Source organism: Pseudomonas sp. GM30 (assembly GCF_000282275.2).
In the GTDB taxonomy this organism is placed as follows: Bacteria; Pseudomonadota; Gammaproteobacteria; order Pseudomonadales; family Pseudomonadaceae; genus Aquipseudomonas.
In genome coordinates this window covers 33,151-47,017 of sequence record NZ_AKJP02000006.1, presented here as the reverse complement: position 1 = coordinate 47,017, position 13,867 = coordinate 33,151, and the positions used below count along the sequence as shown (strand labels likewise).

Here is a 13,867-nt window from a genome sequence, read left to right as displayed (position 1 = left end):
ACCCCAAAACTAGAATAAGTTTTCAGTGGTTGCGAACCGAGCTTGTTTCTTAATATTACTCACACCAAATACACTTCCTACGATTTTACGAAGTATCGCTCTTACCTCTTACGGAAACATGCAAAAACAATGTAGGAATTATCTTCAATATTTAAACAGTGAAGATTCACAGCGGGAGAATTGAAAATAAATTCGCCTTCCAGACAATAAACATCAGTGATTAATCAGAAACACACTCTCCACCCGGGACAACGCTTGCGACCACACCTCATCAGCGATTTCCACAGGCCGAAAAAATCTCACGCGTGAGCCATTGATGGCATTTTGAATTGGTTGTAGTGTGGCTCACGCGTGAGATGTTCATAACGGAGTCATTGCCATGAAAAGCCGCTCCCCCACTGTTGCGTCAGAGAGCCCACAGGGAGAGCGCTCGAAACCGTCCGCGAAAAAACCGTCGAGCTTCTATATGAAGCAGATGCGCGCGGGCCTGGCTGCCGCCGGTTATGTGAAACACGAAACTTGGGTGCTTCCGGAAAACCGAAGCTTGCTCAAGCAAATGGAGCAACAGCTACGCCAACCGATTCTGGCTGGCTCATTCATGTCGGAGAATTACATGAGCGCAGGCAACAACTGGAACATCGATAGCCTCTTCAACGCCCTCAAAGCACTGGACGAGGTGGCTTCGCAGGAGATCACGCTGTCGCTGATCCAGAGCTCCGAACCCAGCATCAAGCTGGAAATGAACGAATTCGGCGGTCTGCCGATTCACATTGCCCTGGCCGGTGCACAGATCATCGTCGACACCGTGCTGGTGGATATCGATTCGATCACTGACGTGCGCGCCTTCAACGACGCCGTGCTGCGCAGCCGGGAAATGTTCCCGCTGTCGTCGATCGGTATAGAGTCGATGCCCAACGGCCAGACCGTTTACAACATGTTTGGCGCCCTCAGCGCCGACTCGAGCCTGACCAACGTCGTCACCGAGGTGAAAACCCTGGTCGACAACGTGCAGCGCGCGAGCGAAGCCTTCGAACACTTCTTCAAGTAATCAACAGGGAATATCCAATGACTCAGTCCATCTGGAGCAAGTTGTTCACCGCTCTGCGCGGCGGCGCCAATGAAGTCGGCGAAGCGATCGTCGACCAACAGGCCCTGCGCATCCTCGACCAGGAAATCCGCGACGCCGACACCGCGCTGTCCAACGCCCGCCGCGAGCTGGTCACCATCATGGCCAAGCACAAACTGGCCGCTGACCGCGTGAGCGAGTACGACGCCAAGATCAAGGATCTGGAAGCCAAGGCGGTTTCCGCGCTGAACGCTGGCCGCGAAGACCTGGCCATGGAAGTGGCGGAAGCGATTTCGACCCTTACCAACGACCTGACCGCCGAGAAAGCCCAGAGCGACGAGTTCGGCACCTACGCCGAAAACATGCGCAAGGACATCAGCAAGGCCGAGTCGCGGATCAAGAGCCTGCGCCAGCAGGTGGACATGGCCAAGGCCCGGGAAAGCGTGCAGAAGGCGCAGGTCAGCGCGTCCATCGCCAGCGGTGGCGCCAACGGCAAGCTGGAAACCGCTGTCGGCACCCTGAACCGCCTGCAGGCCAAGCAGCAGCAACGCGCTGCCGAGCTGAGCGCTGCCGATGAGCTGGCTGACGCTTCGACCGGCAACGATCTGGAACGCAAACTGCGCGACGCCGGCATCACGCCGAACGAAGGCAGCGCCAATGCGATCCTTGAGCGCCTGAAGCAAAAATCAGCTCAGTAAAACCGCCCCCTGTAGGAGCTGCCGCAGGCTGCGATCTTTTGTATCTTGAACCCAGATCAAAAGATCGCAGCCTGCGGCAGCTCCTGCAGTTTTTCGCACCCACAACATTTGCATTTTGCCTGCTCGTTCGTCGCCCGGCCCGGTACACTAGCGGCGCTTTTTACGACGAACACCTCCACCCGCCTCAAGGAATGTACCCATGGGATGGTTCAAAGACTTGCTGGGCACCAGCAACTGGCAGACTGCCGCGCCCGCTCCAGTGGCCGGCGGCCCACTCGGAATGGCACAAGGCAAAGGCGTGCGTTTCGATTCGACTCTGGCGCTGCTGCTCGACGGCAGCACCTCGGTACAGGTTCCGGCTGCAGAGGCCATCTGGAGCGCCGGCTGGATCGATCTCGGCCAATCCAACAAGCTGCATCGCTACTACCTCAATAATGAGGACTTCTGGCTGCAGATCCACGTCACCGGTGACGATCAGATCGAGTCGGTCACCCTGTTCAACTACCTCAGTTACGTGACCGTCAACAGTGACGCCGAACTGCAGCGCCTGGCCGGCCCGGCAAGCCCGATCGGCCTGCCGACCTACACCCACGACGGCGTCCTGTACAGCCGTGAATGGGGTACCGAGCAGGGCCAGACCGAACTGGTGCCGCTGACCGAACACGTGGTCAACCCGGACGAGAGCTACACCATCGAACACCACTCGATGCTTTACGCGCGCGAGACCGGCCTGACCGATCGCCGCGAACTGCTGCTGTTCTCCGTCGAACAGGACGAGGAAGGCACCGTCAGCCTGAGCACTTCGCTGGGTATTTCGCTGTACACGACTGATTTGAGCACCATTTAAAAAAGGAAGTTTTCCATGCTGGAAGTGCTGGCCGTTTCCCTGAACAAGACCGCACTGGTCGGTTTCGTCGTCTACCTGATCGGCGCCGTGCTGCTGTTCATGCTGTTCCAGTTCGTCTACACCCGCATCACGCCGCACAAAGAGTTCGAATTGATCCGCTCCGGCAACATTGCCGCCGCCATTGCTTTGGCTGGCGCGATCATTGGCTTTGCGATTCCGGCCAGCAATGTGATCGCGTTTTCGGTCAACGTTCTCGATTTCGTGCTGTGGGCGGTGATTGCAGCCGTGGTGCAACTGCTGGCCTTCCTCGCCACGGGGATGGTGCTCAAGGGCACGTCGCAGCGTATCGCCAACGGTGAAATCGCTTCGGGTATCTACGTAGCCGCAGTGGCCATCAGCGTCGGCATGCTCAACGCCGCGTGCATGACCCCGTCCAACTGATCGGCAGGAAGCCTTCGATGAAACGCAGCAAGTACGTTCAACTGTCTCTCGCCGCCTCAGTGGCCATGGCCATTTCCGGCGAAGCGGCAGCGCTGGATCCGCAACGCTTTAAAACGGTCGAACAGTGCGTCGATGCCTCGGTCGCGGCCGACGTTTGCTCGAACGCCTACGTCGCGGCACTCACTGAACACCGACGCATTGCGCCGGCTTACGACGACAAGGCCAAGTGCGACGCCGACTTCGCCGCCGACTGGTGTCAGAAAAATTCCGACGGCCGTTTCGTGCCGAAACTCGGCGGCTTCAAAGTGCCGCAGAATGGCGAGGCACCGCAGGATCTGGATGCGATTGCCAATGCGCAGTTGCCTGCCGGTGAAGCGACGGCCGCGCAAAACGTACAAAGCACTTCACACGCTTCCGGTAGCGGCAACGGTTGGCTCTCGGGCTGGCTGATCGGCAATGCGATGAGCAACAACGCCAACCGCACGGTCTATCGCGACCGCGACACGCGCCAGACCTACAACACGTCGACGCAGTACCGCAAAATCGAATCGGCGCCACGCAGTCAACCAGACTACGAGAGCAGCAAAAGCAAACCGGTGAACGTCGCTTCGTCGACCTCCCGGGGTGGCTTTGGCAGCCAGTCATCCGCCCGTAGCGGTTGGGGCGGATGGGGCAGCAGCTCCGGTCGTTCGAGCAGCTGAGCATGAAGAAGATCCACTGCGCCGAGCGCCCCGACTGGAAACAGACGGCCGAAAGCCTCGGTTTTCTGTTTCACACCATCGACGACGAGCCGTACTGGGACGAAAGCGCCTACTACCAGTTCACCCTCTCGCAGATTGAAAACGACCTGGAGGATCCGACCACCGAACTGCACGAGATGTGCATGGACCTGGTCGACCGCGTGGTGCACAGCGAAGAGCTGCTGGATCGCCTGAGCATCCCGGCGCCGTACTACGACATGATTCGTACTTCCTGGCTGGAAGGTCATCCCCATCTGTACGGGCGCATGGACTTTTCCTACAGCGGTAACGGCCCCGCCAAGTTGCTGGAACTCAACTACGACACGCCGACCAGCCTTTATGAAGCGGCGGCGTTTCAGTGGGGCTGGCTGGAGCAATGTATCGAGCGCGGAATGCTGCCGCGCCATGCGGACCAGTTCAACAGCATCGACACCAAGCTGCATCAAGCGTTTGCCGAGTTGCAGCTCAAGCGCCCGTTCTACTTTGCTTCGATGAAAGACTCGGTCGAAGACAAGGGCACCACCGATTACCTGCGCCTGATCGCGGAAAAGGTCGGCATCGAATCACGGCATATCGACATCGAGGACATCGGCCTGACCGCTGAAGGTCGATTTGTCGATCTGCAGGATCGCTGGATCCCGCACCTGTTCAAACTGCACGCCTGGGAATTCATTTTCCACGAGCCATTCGGTGCAGCGATTGCCGAAAGCGATACGCAGTTCTTTGAGCCGGCGTGGAAATCGATCCTGTCGAACAAAGGAGCGCTGCCGCTGCTGTGGGAACTGCACAAGGGCCATCCGAATCTGCTCGCCGCGCATCTTGATCCGAATCCTGCCAGTGCAGTGCCCAAGGGCTGGGTACGCAAACCGTACTTCTCCCGCGAAGGCGCGAATATCGAGCTGCAAACGGCAGAAGGTCTGATCGTCAAAGAGGACGGGCCCTACACCGATGCGCCATTCATCCTGCAGGAATTTGCGCCATTGCCGAAGTTCGACGACAGCTACACGCTAGTCGGCTCGTGGGTGATTGGTGATCAGGCGACGGGGATTGGCGTGCGGGAAGACAACAGTCTGATCACCAAGGATTCGAGCCGGTTTCTGCCGCACCTGATCCTCGACTGAGGCACAGACTCCTCCTTGTAGGAGCTGCGGCACGCTGCGATCCTTTGACCTTGATTTAAAGATCAAAAGATCACAGCCTTCGGCAGCTCCTACAGGGGATTGAGGAACCATAAATTTTGCGCCACAAAAAAGGCCCATCGTGTTGAATGACGGGCCTTTTTTATTCAGCGCGGATGCAGCATCGAATCAGAACGGGATATCGTCATCGAAGCTGTCGAAATCCGGAGCCGGTTGCGGTGCAGCCTGCTGTGGAGCCGGGGCTGGACGCTGTTGCGGAGCCGACTGCTGCGGACGCGGAGCCTGTTGACGTGGCGCCTGCTGCTGGTAGTTGTTGCCACCGCCTTGTTGGTCGCCCTGTTGTGGACGGCCGCCGAGCAGCTGCATGGTGCCTTGCATGTCGACCACGATTTCAGTGGTGTAACGCTTGATACCGTCTTTTTCCCACTCGCGGGTCTGCAGCTTGCCTTCGATGTATACCTGCGAACCTTTACGCAGGTATTCGCCGGCGATTTCCGCAACCTTGCCGAACATCGAAACACGGTGCCATTCGGTCTTCTCGACCTTCTGACCGGTTTGCTTGTCGGTCCACTGTTCGCTGGTTGCCAGACTCAGGTTGGTCACGGCGTTACCGTTAGGCAGGTAGCGAACTTCGGGATCCTGGCCGCAAGTGCCGACCAATATGACTTTGTTAACCCCACGGGCCATAACGTTCTCCTAGGCTTCGCAAGCAGCCTCGGCCGGGTTGTTCACCAGGCGTTCGAGGGTGTCGCGATCCACTAATTCTTTGTCCAGTTTGATGTAAACAGCCGCTTCATCAGCAACTATCACTGCATCTGTTACCCCTACAAGGGCCTTGAGGCGCTCGATCAGACCCGCTTCGCGGATCGCCTCGGGCGACAACGGCAAGCGCAGACTCGTCACGTAGGGAGGTTCGCGCATGGTAACAGCAAAGGCCAGCCAGATGGCAGCCAGACCCGCACATCCAAGGAACACAACCGACAGACCGCCATGCTGAAACAGCCAGCCGCCGAGTATCCCGCCGAGTGCCGAACCGAGGAACTGACTGGTGGAGTACACGCCCATCGCCGTGCCCTTCCCGCCTGCCGGTGAAACCTTGCTGATCAGCGACGGCAACGAAGCTTCCAGCAGATTGAACGCGGTGAAGAACACCACCGTACCGATCACCAGAGCCCGCAAGCTGTCACCGAACTGCCAGAAGAATAGCTCAGTGAGCATCAGCGTCAGGACGGCGCCGAGCAAAATTCGTTTCATTTTGCGTTTCTTCTCGCCGTAGATGATGAACGGGATCATGGCGAAGAAAGAAATCAGCAGCGCGGTCAGGTAAACCCACCAGTGCTGCTCCTTGGGCAAACCGGCCTTTTCCACCAGCGCTAGCGGCAGTGCGACGAAGCTCGACATCAGCATCGCGTGCAGCACGAAAATGCCCAGGTCCAGGCGCAGCAGATCGGGATGTTTGAGCGTCGGCATCAAGGCCTGACGCGCCACGCCGGATTCTCGATGACTCAACGGCCCGGTGGATTTCGGCACCATGAACATCACGATGACGATCCCGAACAGGGCCATGCCGCCCGTGGCGAGGAACAGCCCGGACAGGCCGAACGCACGAGTCAGCAACGGCCCGACCACCATCGCCACGGCGAACGACAGACCGATGGTCATGCCGATCATGGCCATGGCTTTGGTGCGGTGCTGTTCGCGAGTCAGGTCGGAAAGCAACGCCATCACCGCCGCGGAAATTGCCCCGGCGCCTTGCAGGATACGTCCGGCGATCACGCCCCAGATCGAATCGGCCTGAGCCGCCAGCACACTGCCGAGGGCGAAGACCACCAGCCCGAGGAAAATCACCGGACGCCGGCCGATACGGTCGGAAATGATCCCGAACGGAATCTGGAAAATCGCCTGGGTCAGGCCGTAAGCGCCAATCGCCAGCCCGATCAGGGCCGGGGTCGCTCCCGCCAGGTCCATGCCGTAGGTCGCCAGCACCGGCAACACCATGAACATGCCAAGCATACGGAAGGCGAACACCAGGGCCAGACCGCTCGCTGCGCGGGTCTCGCTGCCACTCATGCGTTCGCTGTGGGGATCGTGCATGGAAAAACCTCGTGTGAACCGGCGGCGATTCTACCAGTCCCATCGAAAGACGGGGTATATCGCGACGCTATGACGCGTATAGATGAAACTCTCTTCATGCAAGGCAAAAAACCCTTCGTTTGATAGTGTGCATCCATCCAGTATTTGCCCGTATACTCCTATGTTTTCGACGCCCGCCGAGCGAGGCCACTTTGGACAAGATCCTGATACGTGGGGCCCGTACCCACAACCTGAAGAACATCGACCTGACCCTGCCACGGGACAAACTGATCGTCATCACCGGCCTGTCCGGATCCGGCAAGTCGTCCCTGGCCTTCGACACGCTGTACGCCGAAGGTCAGCGCCGCTATGTCGAATCCCTGTCGGCCTATGCCCGACAGTTTCTGTCGATGATGGAAAAGCCCGACGTCGACACCATTGAAGGTTTGTCGCCGGCGATCTCCATCGAACAGAAGTCGACCTCGCACAACCCGCGTTCCACGGTCGGCACCATCACCGAAATCTACGACTACCTGCGTCTGCTGTATGCGCGCGTCGGTACGCCGCGCTGCCCGGATCATGATATTCCGCTGGAAGCGCAGACCGTCAGCCAGATGGTTGATCTGGTGTTGGCGCAACCGGAAGGCAGCAAGCTGATGTTGCTGGCGCCGGTGATCCGCGAGCGCAAGGGCGAGCACCTGTCGGTGTTCGAAGAACTGCGCGCCCAAGGCTTCGTCCGTGCGCGGGTCAACGGCCGCATCTGCGAACTCGATGAACTGCCGAAACTGGATAAACAGAAGAAGCATTCGATCGATGTGATCGTCGACCGTTTCAAGGTCCGTGCCGACCTGCAGCAGCGCTTGGCTGAATCGTTCGAAACTGCGCTGAAACTGGCGGACGGCATTGCCCTGGTCGCGCCGATGGACGATGAGCCGGGTGAAGAGATGATCTTCTCCGCGCGCTTCGCCTGCCCGATCTGCGGCCACGCGATCAGCGAGCTTGAGCCGAAGCTGTTCTCCTTCAACAACCCGGCCGGCGCCTGCCCGACCTGCGATGGCCTGGGCGTGAAGCAGTTCTTCGACATCAAGCGCCTGGTCAATGGTGAACTGACCCTGGCCGAGGGCGCGATCCGTGGCTGGGACCGGCGTAACGTCTATTACTTCCAGATGCTCGGCTCACTGGCCTCGCACTACAAGTTCAGCCTTGAGAAGCCGTTCAACGAACTGACCGCCGAACAGCAGAAGCAAATCCTGCACGGCAGCGGCTCACAGAATGTCGACTTCAAGTACCTCAACGATCGCGGAGATATCGTCAAACGTTCGCATCCCTTCGAAGGTATCGTGCCGAACCTTGAGCGCCGCTACCGCGAAACCGAATCGGCCAGCGTGCGCGAAGAACTGGCCAAGTTCCTCAGTACCCAGGCCTGTCCGGATTGCCGCGGCACTCGTCTGCGGCGTGAAGCGCGGCACGTGTGGGTGGGTGAGAAAACCCTGCCGGCGGTGACCAACCTGCCGATCGGCGATGCCTGTGAATACTTCGGCGAGCTGAAGATGACCGGACGTCGCGGGGAGATCGCTGACAAGATCCTCAAGGAGATCCGCGAGCGTCTGCAATTTCTGGTCAACGTCGGTCTCGATTACCTGTCGCTGGATCGCAGTGCCGATACCCTGTCCGGCGGTGAAGCGCAGCGTATTCGCCTGGCCAGCCAGATCGGCGCCGGCCTCGTCGGGGTGCTATACATCCTCGACGAACCGTCCATTGGCCTGCACCAGCGCGATAACGACCGCTTGCTTGGCACCCTCAAACACCTGCGCGACATCGGCAACACGGTGATCGTGGTCGAGCACGACGAAGACGCTATTCGTCTGGCCGACTATGTGGTGGATATCGGGCCTGGCGCCGGGGTGCACGGCGGGCAGATCGTCGCTGAAGGCACGCCGGACGAAGTCATGGCACACCCGGACTCCCTGACCGGCAAATACCTGTCGGGCCGGGTGAAGATCGAAGTACCGGCCAAACGCACGCCGCGCAACAAGAAGCTGACGCTGTCGCTCAAAGGTGCGCGCGGCAATAACCTGCGCAACGTCGATCTGGAAATCCCGATTGGCCTGCTGACCTGCGTGACCGGTGTTTCCGGCTCGGGCAAATCGACGCTGATCAACAACACGCTGTTCCCGTTGAGCGCTACTGCACTCAATGGTGCGACCACGCTGGAAGCAGCGGCGCACGACAGTATCAAGGGCCTGGAACATCTCGACAAGGTCGTCGATATCGATCAGAGCCCGATCGGCCGTACGCCGCGCTCCAACCCGGCGACCTACACCGGGCTGTTCACGCCGATCCGCGAACTGTTCGCCGGTGTCCCCGAGTCGCGCTCCCGTGGCTACGGCCCGGGGCGTTTCTCGTTCAACGTCAAGGGCGGTCGCTGTGAGGCGTGTCAGGGCGACGGCCTGATCAAGGTCGAAATGCACTTCCTGCCGGACATCTATGTGCCGTGCGACGTATGCAAGAGCAAGCGCTACAACCGCGAAACCCTTGAGATCAAATACAAGGGCAAGAGCATCCACGAAACCCTCGAGATGACCATCGAGGAGGCACGGGAGTTCTTCGACGCGGTACCGGCGCTGGCGCGCAAGCTGCAGACGTTGATGGATGTGGGCCTGTCGTACATCAAACTCGGGCAGTCAGCGACCACGCTCTCCGGTGGTGAAGCGCAGCGGGTCAAGCTGTCACGCGAGCTGTCCAAGCGCGACACTGGCAAGACCCTGTACATCCTCGATGAGCCGACCACCGGCCTGCACTTCGCGGATATCCAGCAACTGCTCGACGTGCTGCATCGCCTGCGCAACCACGGCAATACCGTGGTGGTAATCGAGCACAATCTGGACGTGATCAAGACTGCCGACTGGCTGGTGGATCTGGGGCCGGAGGGCGGCTCCAAGGGTGGGCAGATCATCGCCACCGGTACGCCGGAAGAAGTGGCCGAGATGAAACAATCTCACACTGGTCATTACCTCAAGCCGCTGTTGATTCGTGATCGGGCCTGATCCCCAGGCATGAAAAAGCCCCTGTCACGTCAACCATGACAGGGGCTTTTTTGTATCTGGCAATCAGGTGTGAGACTGCAGGTAATTCTCGAGACCGATGAGTTTGATTAGGCCCAACTGCTTTTCCAGCCAGTAGGTGTGATCTTCTTCGGTGTCGTTGAGTTGAACACGCAGAATCTCGCGACTGACGTAGTCCTTGTGCTGCTCGCACAACTCGATGCCTTTGCACAAGGCGGCGCGGACTTTGTACTCGAGACGCAGATCGGCTTCCAGCATCTCCGGCACGGTGGTGCCGACATCCAGATCGTCCGGACGCATGCGCGGTGTACCTTCGAGCATCAGGATCCGGCGCATCAGAGCGTCGGCGTGACCAGCCTCTTCTTCCATCTCATGGTTGATTCGTTCGTAGAGCTTGGTGAAACCCCAGTCCTCATACATCCGCGAGTGCACAAAATATTGGTCACGCGCGGCCAGTTCGCCGGTCAGCAACGTGTTGAGGTAATCGATAACGTCTGGGTGGCCTTGCATCGCCCTACATCTCCCTGCTTGAAAGTCTGTAGTTTGAACCAAGCTGACCGGAAGGTCACCCCGTTTCGCGCAATAAAAGCGAAGAAATTCTGAGAAAAGCGGCCTAAATAACGCAAAAACCGCCCTAATGAGGGCGGTTCTGCTTCTCGTTTAGACTTCGTTAAGCTGTACGTTGAGCAGCTTTGCGATTGCTTCTCCATACGCCGGGTCGGCTTTGTAGAAATGCTGCAACTGACGATCAACCACATCAGGTGAAACACCGCTCATGGCGCCGGCGATATTGCTGACCAGCAAGGCTTTCTGCTCGTCGCTCATCAGACGGAACAGCGCACCGGCGTGGCTGTAGTAATCGGTGTCTTCGCGATGATCGTAACGGTCAGCGGCACCGCTCAAGGCCAGCGCAGGCTCGGCGTAGTGCGGCGCTTGCTTCGGCGATTCGATATAGCTGTTCGGTTCGTAGTTAGGTGCTGCACCACCATTGCTGCCGAATGCCATAGAACCGTCGCGCTGGTAAGTGTTCACCGGGCTGCGTGGAGCATTCACCGGCAATTGCTGGTGGTTGGTACCAACACGGTAGCGATGCGCATCCGCATAGGCAAAGACACGACCTTGTAGCATGCGATCCGGCGACAGACCTACACCCGGCACCATGTTGCTCGGACCGAATGCCGCTTGCTCAACCTCAGCAAAATAGTTCAGCGGGTTGCGGTTCAGCTCCAGTTCACCGACTTCGATCAGCGGGAACTCCTTTTGCGACCAGGTCTTGGTCACGTCGAACGGGTTTTCGTAGTGCGCTGCTGCCTGAGCCTCGGTCATGATCTGAATGCATACGCGCCATTTCGGGAAATCACCACGCTCGATGGCTTCGAACAGGTCACGCTGAGCGTAATCCGGATCGGTACCCGCCAGACGAGCAGCGTCGGCCGGCGCGAGGTTCTTGATCCCTTGTTGGGTCTTGTAGTGCCATTTCACCCAGTGACGTTCGCCCTGTGCGTTGATCAGGCTGTAAGTGTGGCTACCGAAGCCGTGCATGTGACGGTAGCCGTCAGGGAGGCCGCGATCCGAAAACAGGATAGTTACCTGGTGCAGCGCTTCAGGCGAATGCGACCAGAAGTCCCACATCATTTGCGCGCTTTTCAGGTTGCTCTGCGGCAGGCGTTTCTGGGTGTGGATAAAGTCGGGAAACTTCAGCGGATCACGAATGAAGAACACAGGGGTGTTGTTGCCAACGATGTCCCAGTTGCCTTCTTCGGTGTAGAACTTGAGGGCGAAACCACGCGGATCACGTTCGGTGTCGGCCGAGCCGCGTTCGCCGCCTACAGTGGAGAAGCGCAGGAACGTTGGGGTTTGCTTGCCCACGGATTCAAACAGTTTGGCGCTGGTGTACTCGGTGATATCACGAGTCACGGTGAACGTACCGTAAGCACCCGAGCCTTTCGCGTGCACGCGGCGCTCAGGAATGTTTTCACGGTTGAAATGGGCAAGCTTCTCGATCAGATGAAAATCGTCGAGCAGCAGCGGGCCACGTGGGCCGGCGGAGCGAGAATTCTGATTATCAGCGACAGGTGCGCCACTGGCGGTCGTAAGCGTTTTGATCTGGCTCATGCGGTCTTCTTCCTCTGTCAGTCTTGAAACTGCCGGCTAATCGGCTTGCTGGGAAGTATTGATCATCGATGTAACACCTACAAATTCATTAACTTGTAGTCACCGATAGATAATTACTAATTATGCGTCCCGGCACATAGTGACAACAGAACAATGTCAGAAGCTTGTACGAACAGCGCATTTTTTGCGGGCACAAAAAACCGGGCACTAGGCCCGGTTTTTTGTTTCAGACTGACGTCTTACTCGGCGGATACAGCTTCGCCAGCAGTAGCACGATCAACCAACTCGACGTACGCCATAGGCGCGTTGTCGCCAGCGCGGAAACCGCACTTGAGGATGCGCAGGTAGCCACCCTCACGGGTAGCGTAACGCTTGCCCAGGTCGTTGAAGAGCTTACCAACGATAGCTTTCGAACGAGTACGGTCGAAAGCCAGACGGCGGTTAGCCAGGCTGTCTGTCTTGGCCAGAGTGATCAGCGGCTCGGCAACGCGGCGCAGTTCTTTGGCTTTTGGCAGAGTAGTCTTGATCAGCTCGTGCTCGAACAACGACACCGCCATGTTCTGGAACATGGCCTTGCGGTGCGAGCTGGTGCGGCTCAGGTGACGCCCACTTTTACGATGACGCATGGTTCATTCCTTACCAAACACTACGTTCGGTGATTACGACGATCAGGCAGTCGCCTTGTCGTCCTTCTTAAGACTTGCAGGCGGCCAGTTGTCGAGGCGCATGCCGAGGGACAGACCGCGGGAGGCCAGAACGTCCTTGATTTCAGTCAAGGATTTCTTGCCCAGGTTCGGAGTCTTCAACAGCTCTACTTCGGTACGCTGAATCAGGTCGCCGATGTAGTAGATGTTTTCCGCCTTAAGGCAGTTAGCCGAACGTACAGTCAGTTCCAGATCGTCAACCGGGCGAAGCAGGATCGGATCGATCTCGTCTTCCTGCTCGACAACCACTGGCTCACTGTCACCTTTGAGGTCGACGAACGCAGCCAACTGCTGTTGCAGGATGGTTGCAGCGCGGCGGATAGCCTCTTCAGGATCCAGAGTACCGTTGGTTTCCAGATCAATAACCAGCTTGTCCAGGTTGGTGCGCTGCTCGACACGGGCGTTTTCCACCACGTATGCGATACGGCGAACCGGGCTGAACGAAGAGTCGAGCTGCAAGCGACCAATGCTGCGGCTTTCGTCTTCATCGCTCTGACGCGAGTCGGCTGGTTCATAACCACGACCACGAGCTACGGTGAGCTTCATGTTCAGGGCGCCGTTAGACGCCAGGTTAGCGATTACGTGATCGGGGTTAACGATCTCGACATCATGATCCAGCTGAATATCGGCAGCGGTAACCACCCCCGAACCCTTCTTCGACAAGGTCAGCGTAACTTCGTCACGACCGTGCAGCTTGATGGCCAGACCTTTAAGGTTCAACAGGATTTCAATTACGTCTTCCTGTACACCTTCGATGGCGCTGTACTCGTGGAGCACACCGTCAATCTCGGCCTCGACTACTGCGCAGCCGGGCATTGAGGACAACAGGATGCGGCGCAGCGCGTTGCCCAGGGTGTGGCCAAAACCACGCTCGAGAGGCTCGAGAGTGATCTTGGCGCGGGTTGGACTGACAACCTGCACATCAATGTGGCGGGGTGTCAGGAACTCATTTACCGAAATCTGCATGGATGCACCTATT

General features: G+C 58.3%; 13 protein-coding genes. 7 read left to right on the top strand and 6 right to left on the bottom strand.

The window, feature by feature from the left end; translation table 11 throughout:
- Positions 1 to 379: 379 nt before the first annotated feature.
- From PMI25_RS04870 to PMI25_RS04845, 6 genes are all read left to right on the top strand, one after another.
- Complete coding sequence (locus tag PMI25_RS04870) at positions 380 to 1,048, top strand: YjfI family protein (protein ID WP_007966152.1); 669 nt, start codon at positions 380 to 382, stop codon at positions 1,046 to 1,048.
- A gap of 17 nt (positions 1,049 to 1,065) precedes the next feature.
- Complete coding sequence (locus PMI25_RS04865; RefSeq protein ID WP_007966153.1) at positions 1,066 to 1,764, top strand: PspA/IM30 family protein; 699 nt, start codon at positions 1,066 to 1,068, stop codon at positions 1,762 to 1,764.
- A 199-nt stretch (positions 1,765 to 1,963) separates the two neighbouring features.
- Positions 1,964 to 2,611, top strand: coding sequence for a DUF2491 family protein (locus tag PMI25_RS04860; protein WP_007966154.1), 648 nt, complete (start codon positions 1,964 to 1,966; stop codon positions 2,609 to 2,611).
- A gap of 15 nt (positions 2,612 to 2,626) precedes the next feature.
- Positions 2,627 to 3,052, top strand: coding sequence for a DUF350 domain-containing protein (locus PMI25_RS04855; protein ID WP_007966157.1), 426 nt, complete (start codon positions 2,627 to 2,629; stop codon positions 3,050 to 3,052).
- 17 nt (positions 3,053 to 3,069) lie between these two features.
- Entirely contained in the window at positions 3,070 to 3,753 is a 684-nt protein-coding gene (locus PMI25_RS04850; RefSeq protein WP_007966159.1) for a DUF1190 domain-containing protein, read from the top strand.
- A gap of 2 nt (positions 3,754 to 3,755) precedes the next feature.
- A complete protein-coding gene (locus PMI25_RS04845; protein WP_007966161.1) occupies positions 3,756 to 4,913 on the top strand; it encodes a glutathionylspermidine synthase family protein in 1,158 nt (385 codons plus the stop codon).
- Positions 4,914 to 5,099: 186 nt separating this feature from the next.
- On the opposite strand, the gene PMI25_RS04840 is transcribed toward PMI25_RS04845, so the two are convergent.
- Positions 5,100 to 5,618 carry a single-stranded DNA-binding protein gene (locus PMI25_RS04840; protein WP_007966163.1) on the bottom strand — a complete coding sequence of 173 codons (519 nt, stop codon included), beginning with the start codon at positions 5,616 to 5,618 and terminating at the stop codon, positions 5,100 to 5,102.
- A gap of 9 nt (positions 5,619 to 5,627) precedes the next feature.
- Complete coding sequence (locus tag PMI25_RS04835) at positions 5,628 to 7,025, bottom strand: MFS transporter (RefSeq protein ID WP_007966165.1); 1,398 nt, start codon at positions 7,023 to 7,025, stop codon at positions 5,628 to 5,630.
- Positions 7,026 to 7,216: 191 nt separating this feature from the next.
- Here PMI25_RS04835 and uvrA point away from each other — a divergent pair, with 191 nt between their 5' ends.
- The gene (gene uvrA / locus PMI25_RS04830; RefSeq protein WP_007966166.1) at positions 7,217 to 10,051 is read left to right on the top strand and encodes an excinuclease ABC subunit UvrA; all 2,835 of its coding nucleotides are present in this window, start codon (positions 7,217 to 7,219) and stop codon (positions 10,049 to 10,051) included.
- A 63-nt stretch (positions 10,052 to 10,114) separates the two neighbouring features.
- Here uvrA and bfr read toward each other — a convergent pair whose 3' ends face one another.
- The 4 genes from bfr to PMI25_RS04810 form a co-directional block, all read right to left on the bottom strand.
- The gene (bfr, locus tag PMI25_RS04825; protein WP_003228714.1) at positions 10,115 to 10,579 is read right to left on the bottom strand and encodes a bacterioferritin; all 465 of its coding nucleotides are present in this window, start codon (positions 10,577 to 10,579) and stop codon (positions 10,115 to 10,117) included.
- Positions 10,580 to 10,729: 150 nt separating this feature from the next.
- The gene (locus PMI25_RS04820) at positions 10,730 to 12,184 is read right to left on the bottom strand and encodes a catalase (RefSeq protein ID WP_007966168.1); all 1,455 of its coding nucleotides are present in this window, start codon (positions 12,182 to 12,184) and stop codon (positions 10,730 to 10,732) included.
- 239 nt (positions 12,185 to 12,423) lie between these two features.
- Complete coding sequence (rplQ, locus tag PMI25_RS04815) at positions 12,424 to 12,810, bottom strand: 50S ribosomal protein L17 (RefSeq protein ID WP_003176402.1); 387 nt, start codon at positions 12,808 to 12,810, stop codon at positions 12,424 to 12,426.
- Between the two features lie 42 nt (positions 12,811 to 12,852).
- Complete coding sequence (locus PMI25_RS04810; protein ID WP_003186012.1) at positions 12,853 to 13,854, bottom strand: DNA-directed RNA polymerase subunit alpha; 1,002 nt, start codon at positions 13,852 to 13,854, stop codon at positions 12,853 to 12,855.
- Between the last annotated feature and the right edge of the window lie 13 nt (positions 13,855 to 13,867).

Coding starts and splice junctions, on each gene's coding strand:
- PMI25_RS04840 (WP_007966163.1), bottom strand. CDS start 5,618: ATGGCCCGTGGGGTTAACAAAGTCATATTGGTCGGCACTTGCGGCCAG.
- PMI25_RS04835 (WP_007966165.1), bottom strand. CDS start 7,025: ATGCACGATCCCCACAGCGAACGCATGAGTGGCAGCGAGACCCGCGCA.
- PMI25_RS04820 (WP_007966168.1), bottom strand. CDS start 12,184: ATGAGCCAGATCAAAACGCTTACGACCGCCAGTGGCGCACCTGTCGCT.
- PMI25_RS04860 (WP_007966154.1), top strand. CDS start 1,964: ATGGGATGGTTCAAAGACTTGCTGGGCACCAGCAACTGGCAGACTGCC.
- bfr (WP_003228714.1), bottom strand. CDS start 10,579: ATGCAAGGCCACCCAGACGTTATCGATTACCTCAACACGTTGCTGACC.
- PMI25_RS04870 (WP_007966152.1), top strand. CDS start 380: ATGAAAAGCCGCTCCCCCACTGTTGCGTCAGAGAGCCCACAGGGAGAG.
- PMI25_RS04865 (WP_007966153.1), top strand. CDS start 1,066: ATGACTCAGTCCATCTGGAGCAAGTTGTTCACCGCTCTGCGCGGCGGC.
- PMI25_RS04850 (WP_007966159.1), top strand. CDS start 3,070: ATGAAACGCAGCAAGTACGTTCAACTGTCTCTCGCCGCCTCAGTGGCC.
- PMI25_RS04845 (WP_007966161.1), top strand. CDS start 3,756: ATGAAGAAGATCCACTGCGCCGAGCGCCCCGACTGGAAACAGACGGCC.
- PMI25_RS04855 (WP_007966157.1), top strand. CDS start 2,627: ATGCTGGAAGTGCTGGCCGTTTCCCTGAACAAGACCGCACTGGTCGGT.
- PMI25_RS04810 (WP_003186012.1), bottom strand. CDS start 13,854: ATGCAGATTTCGGTAAATGAGTTCCTGACACCCCGCCACATTGATGTG.
- rplQ (WP_003176402.1), bottom strand. CDS start 12,810: ATGCGTCATCGTAAAAGTGGGCGTCACCTGAGCCGCACCAGCTCGCAC.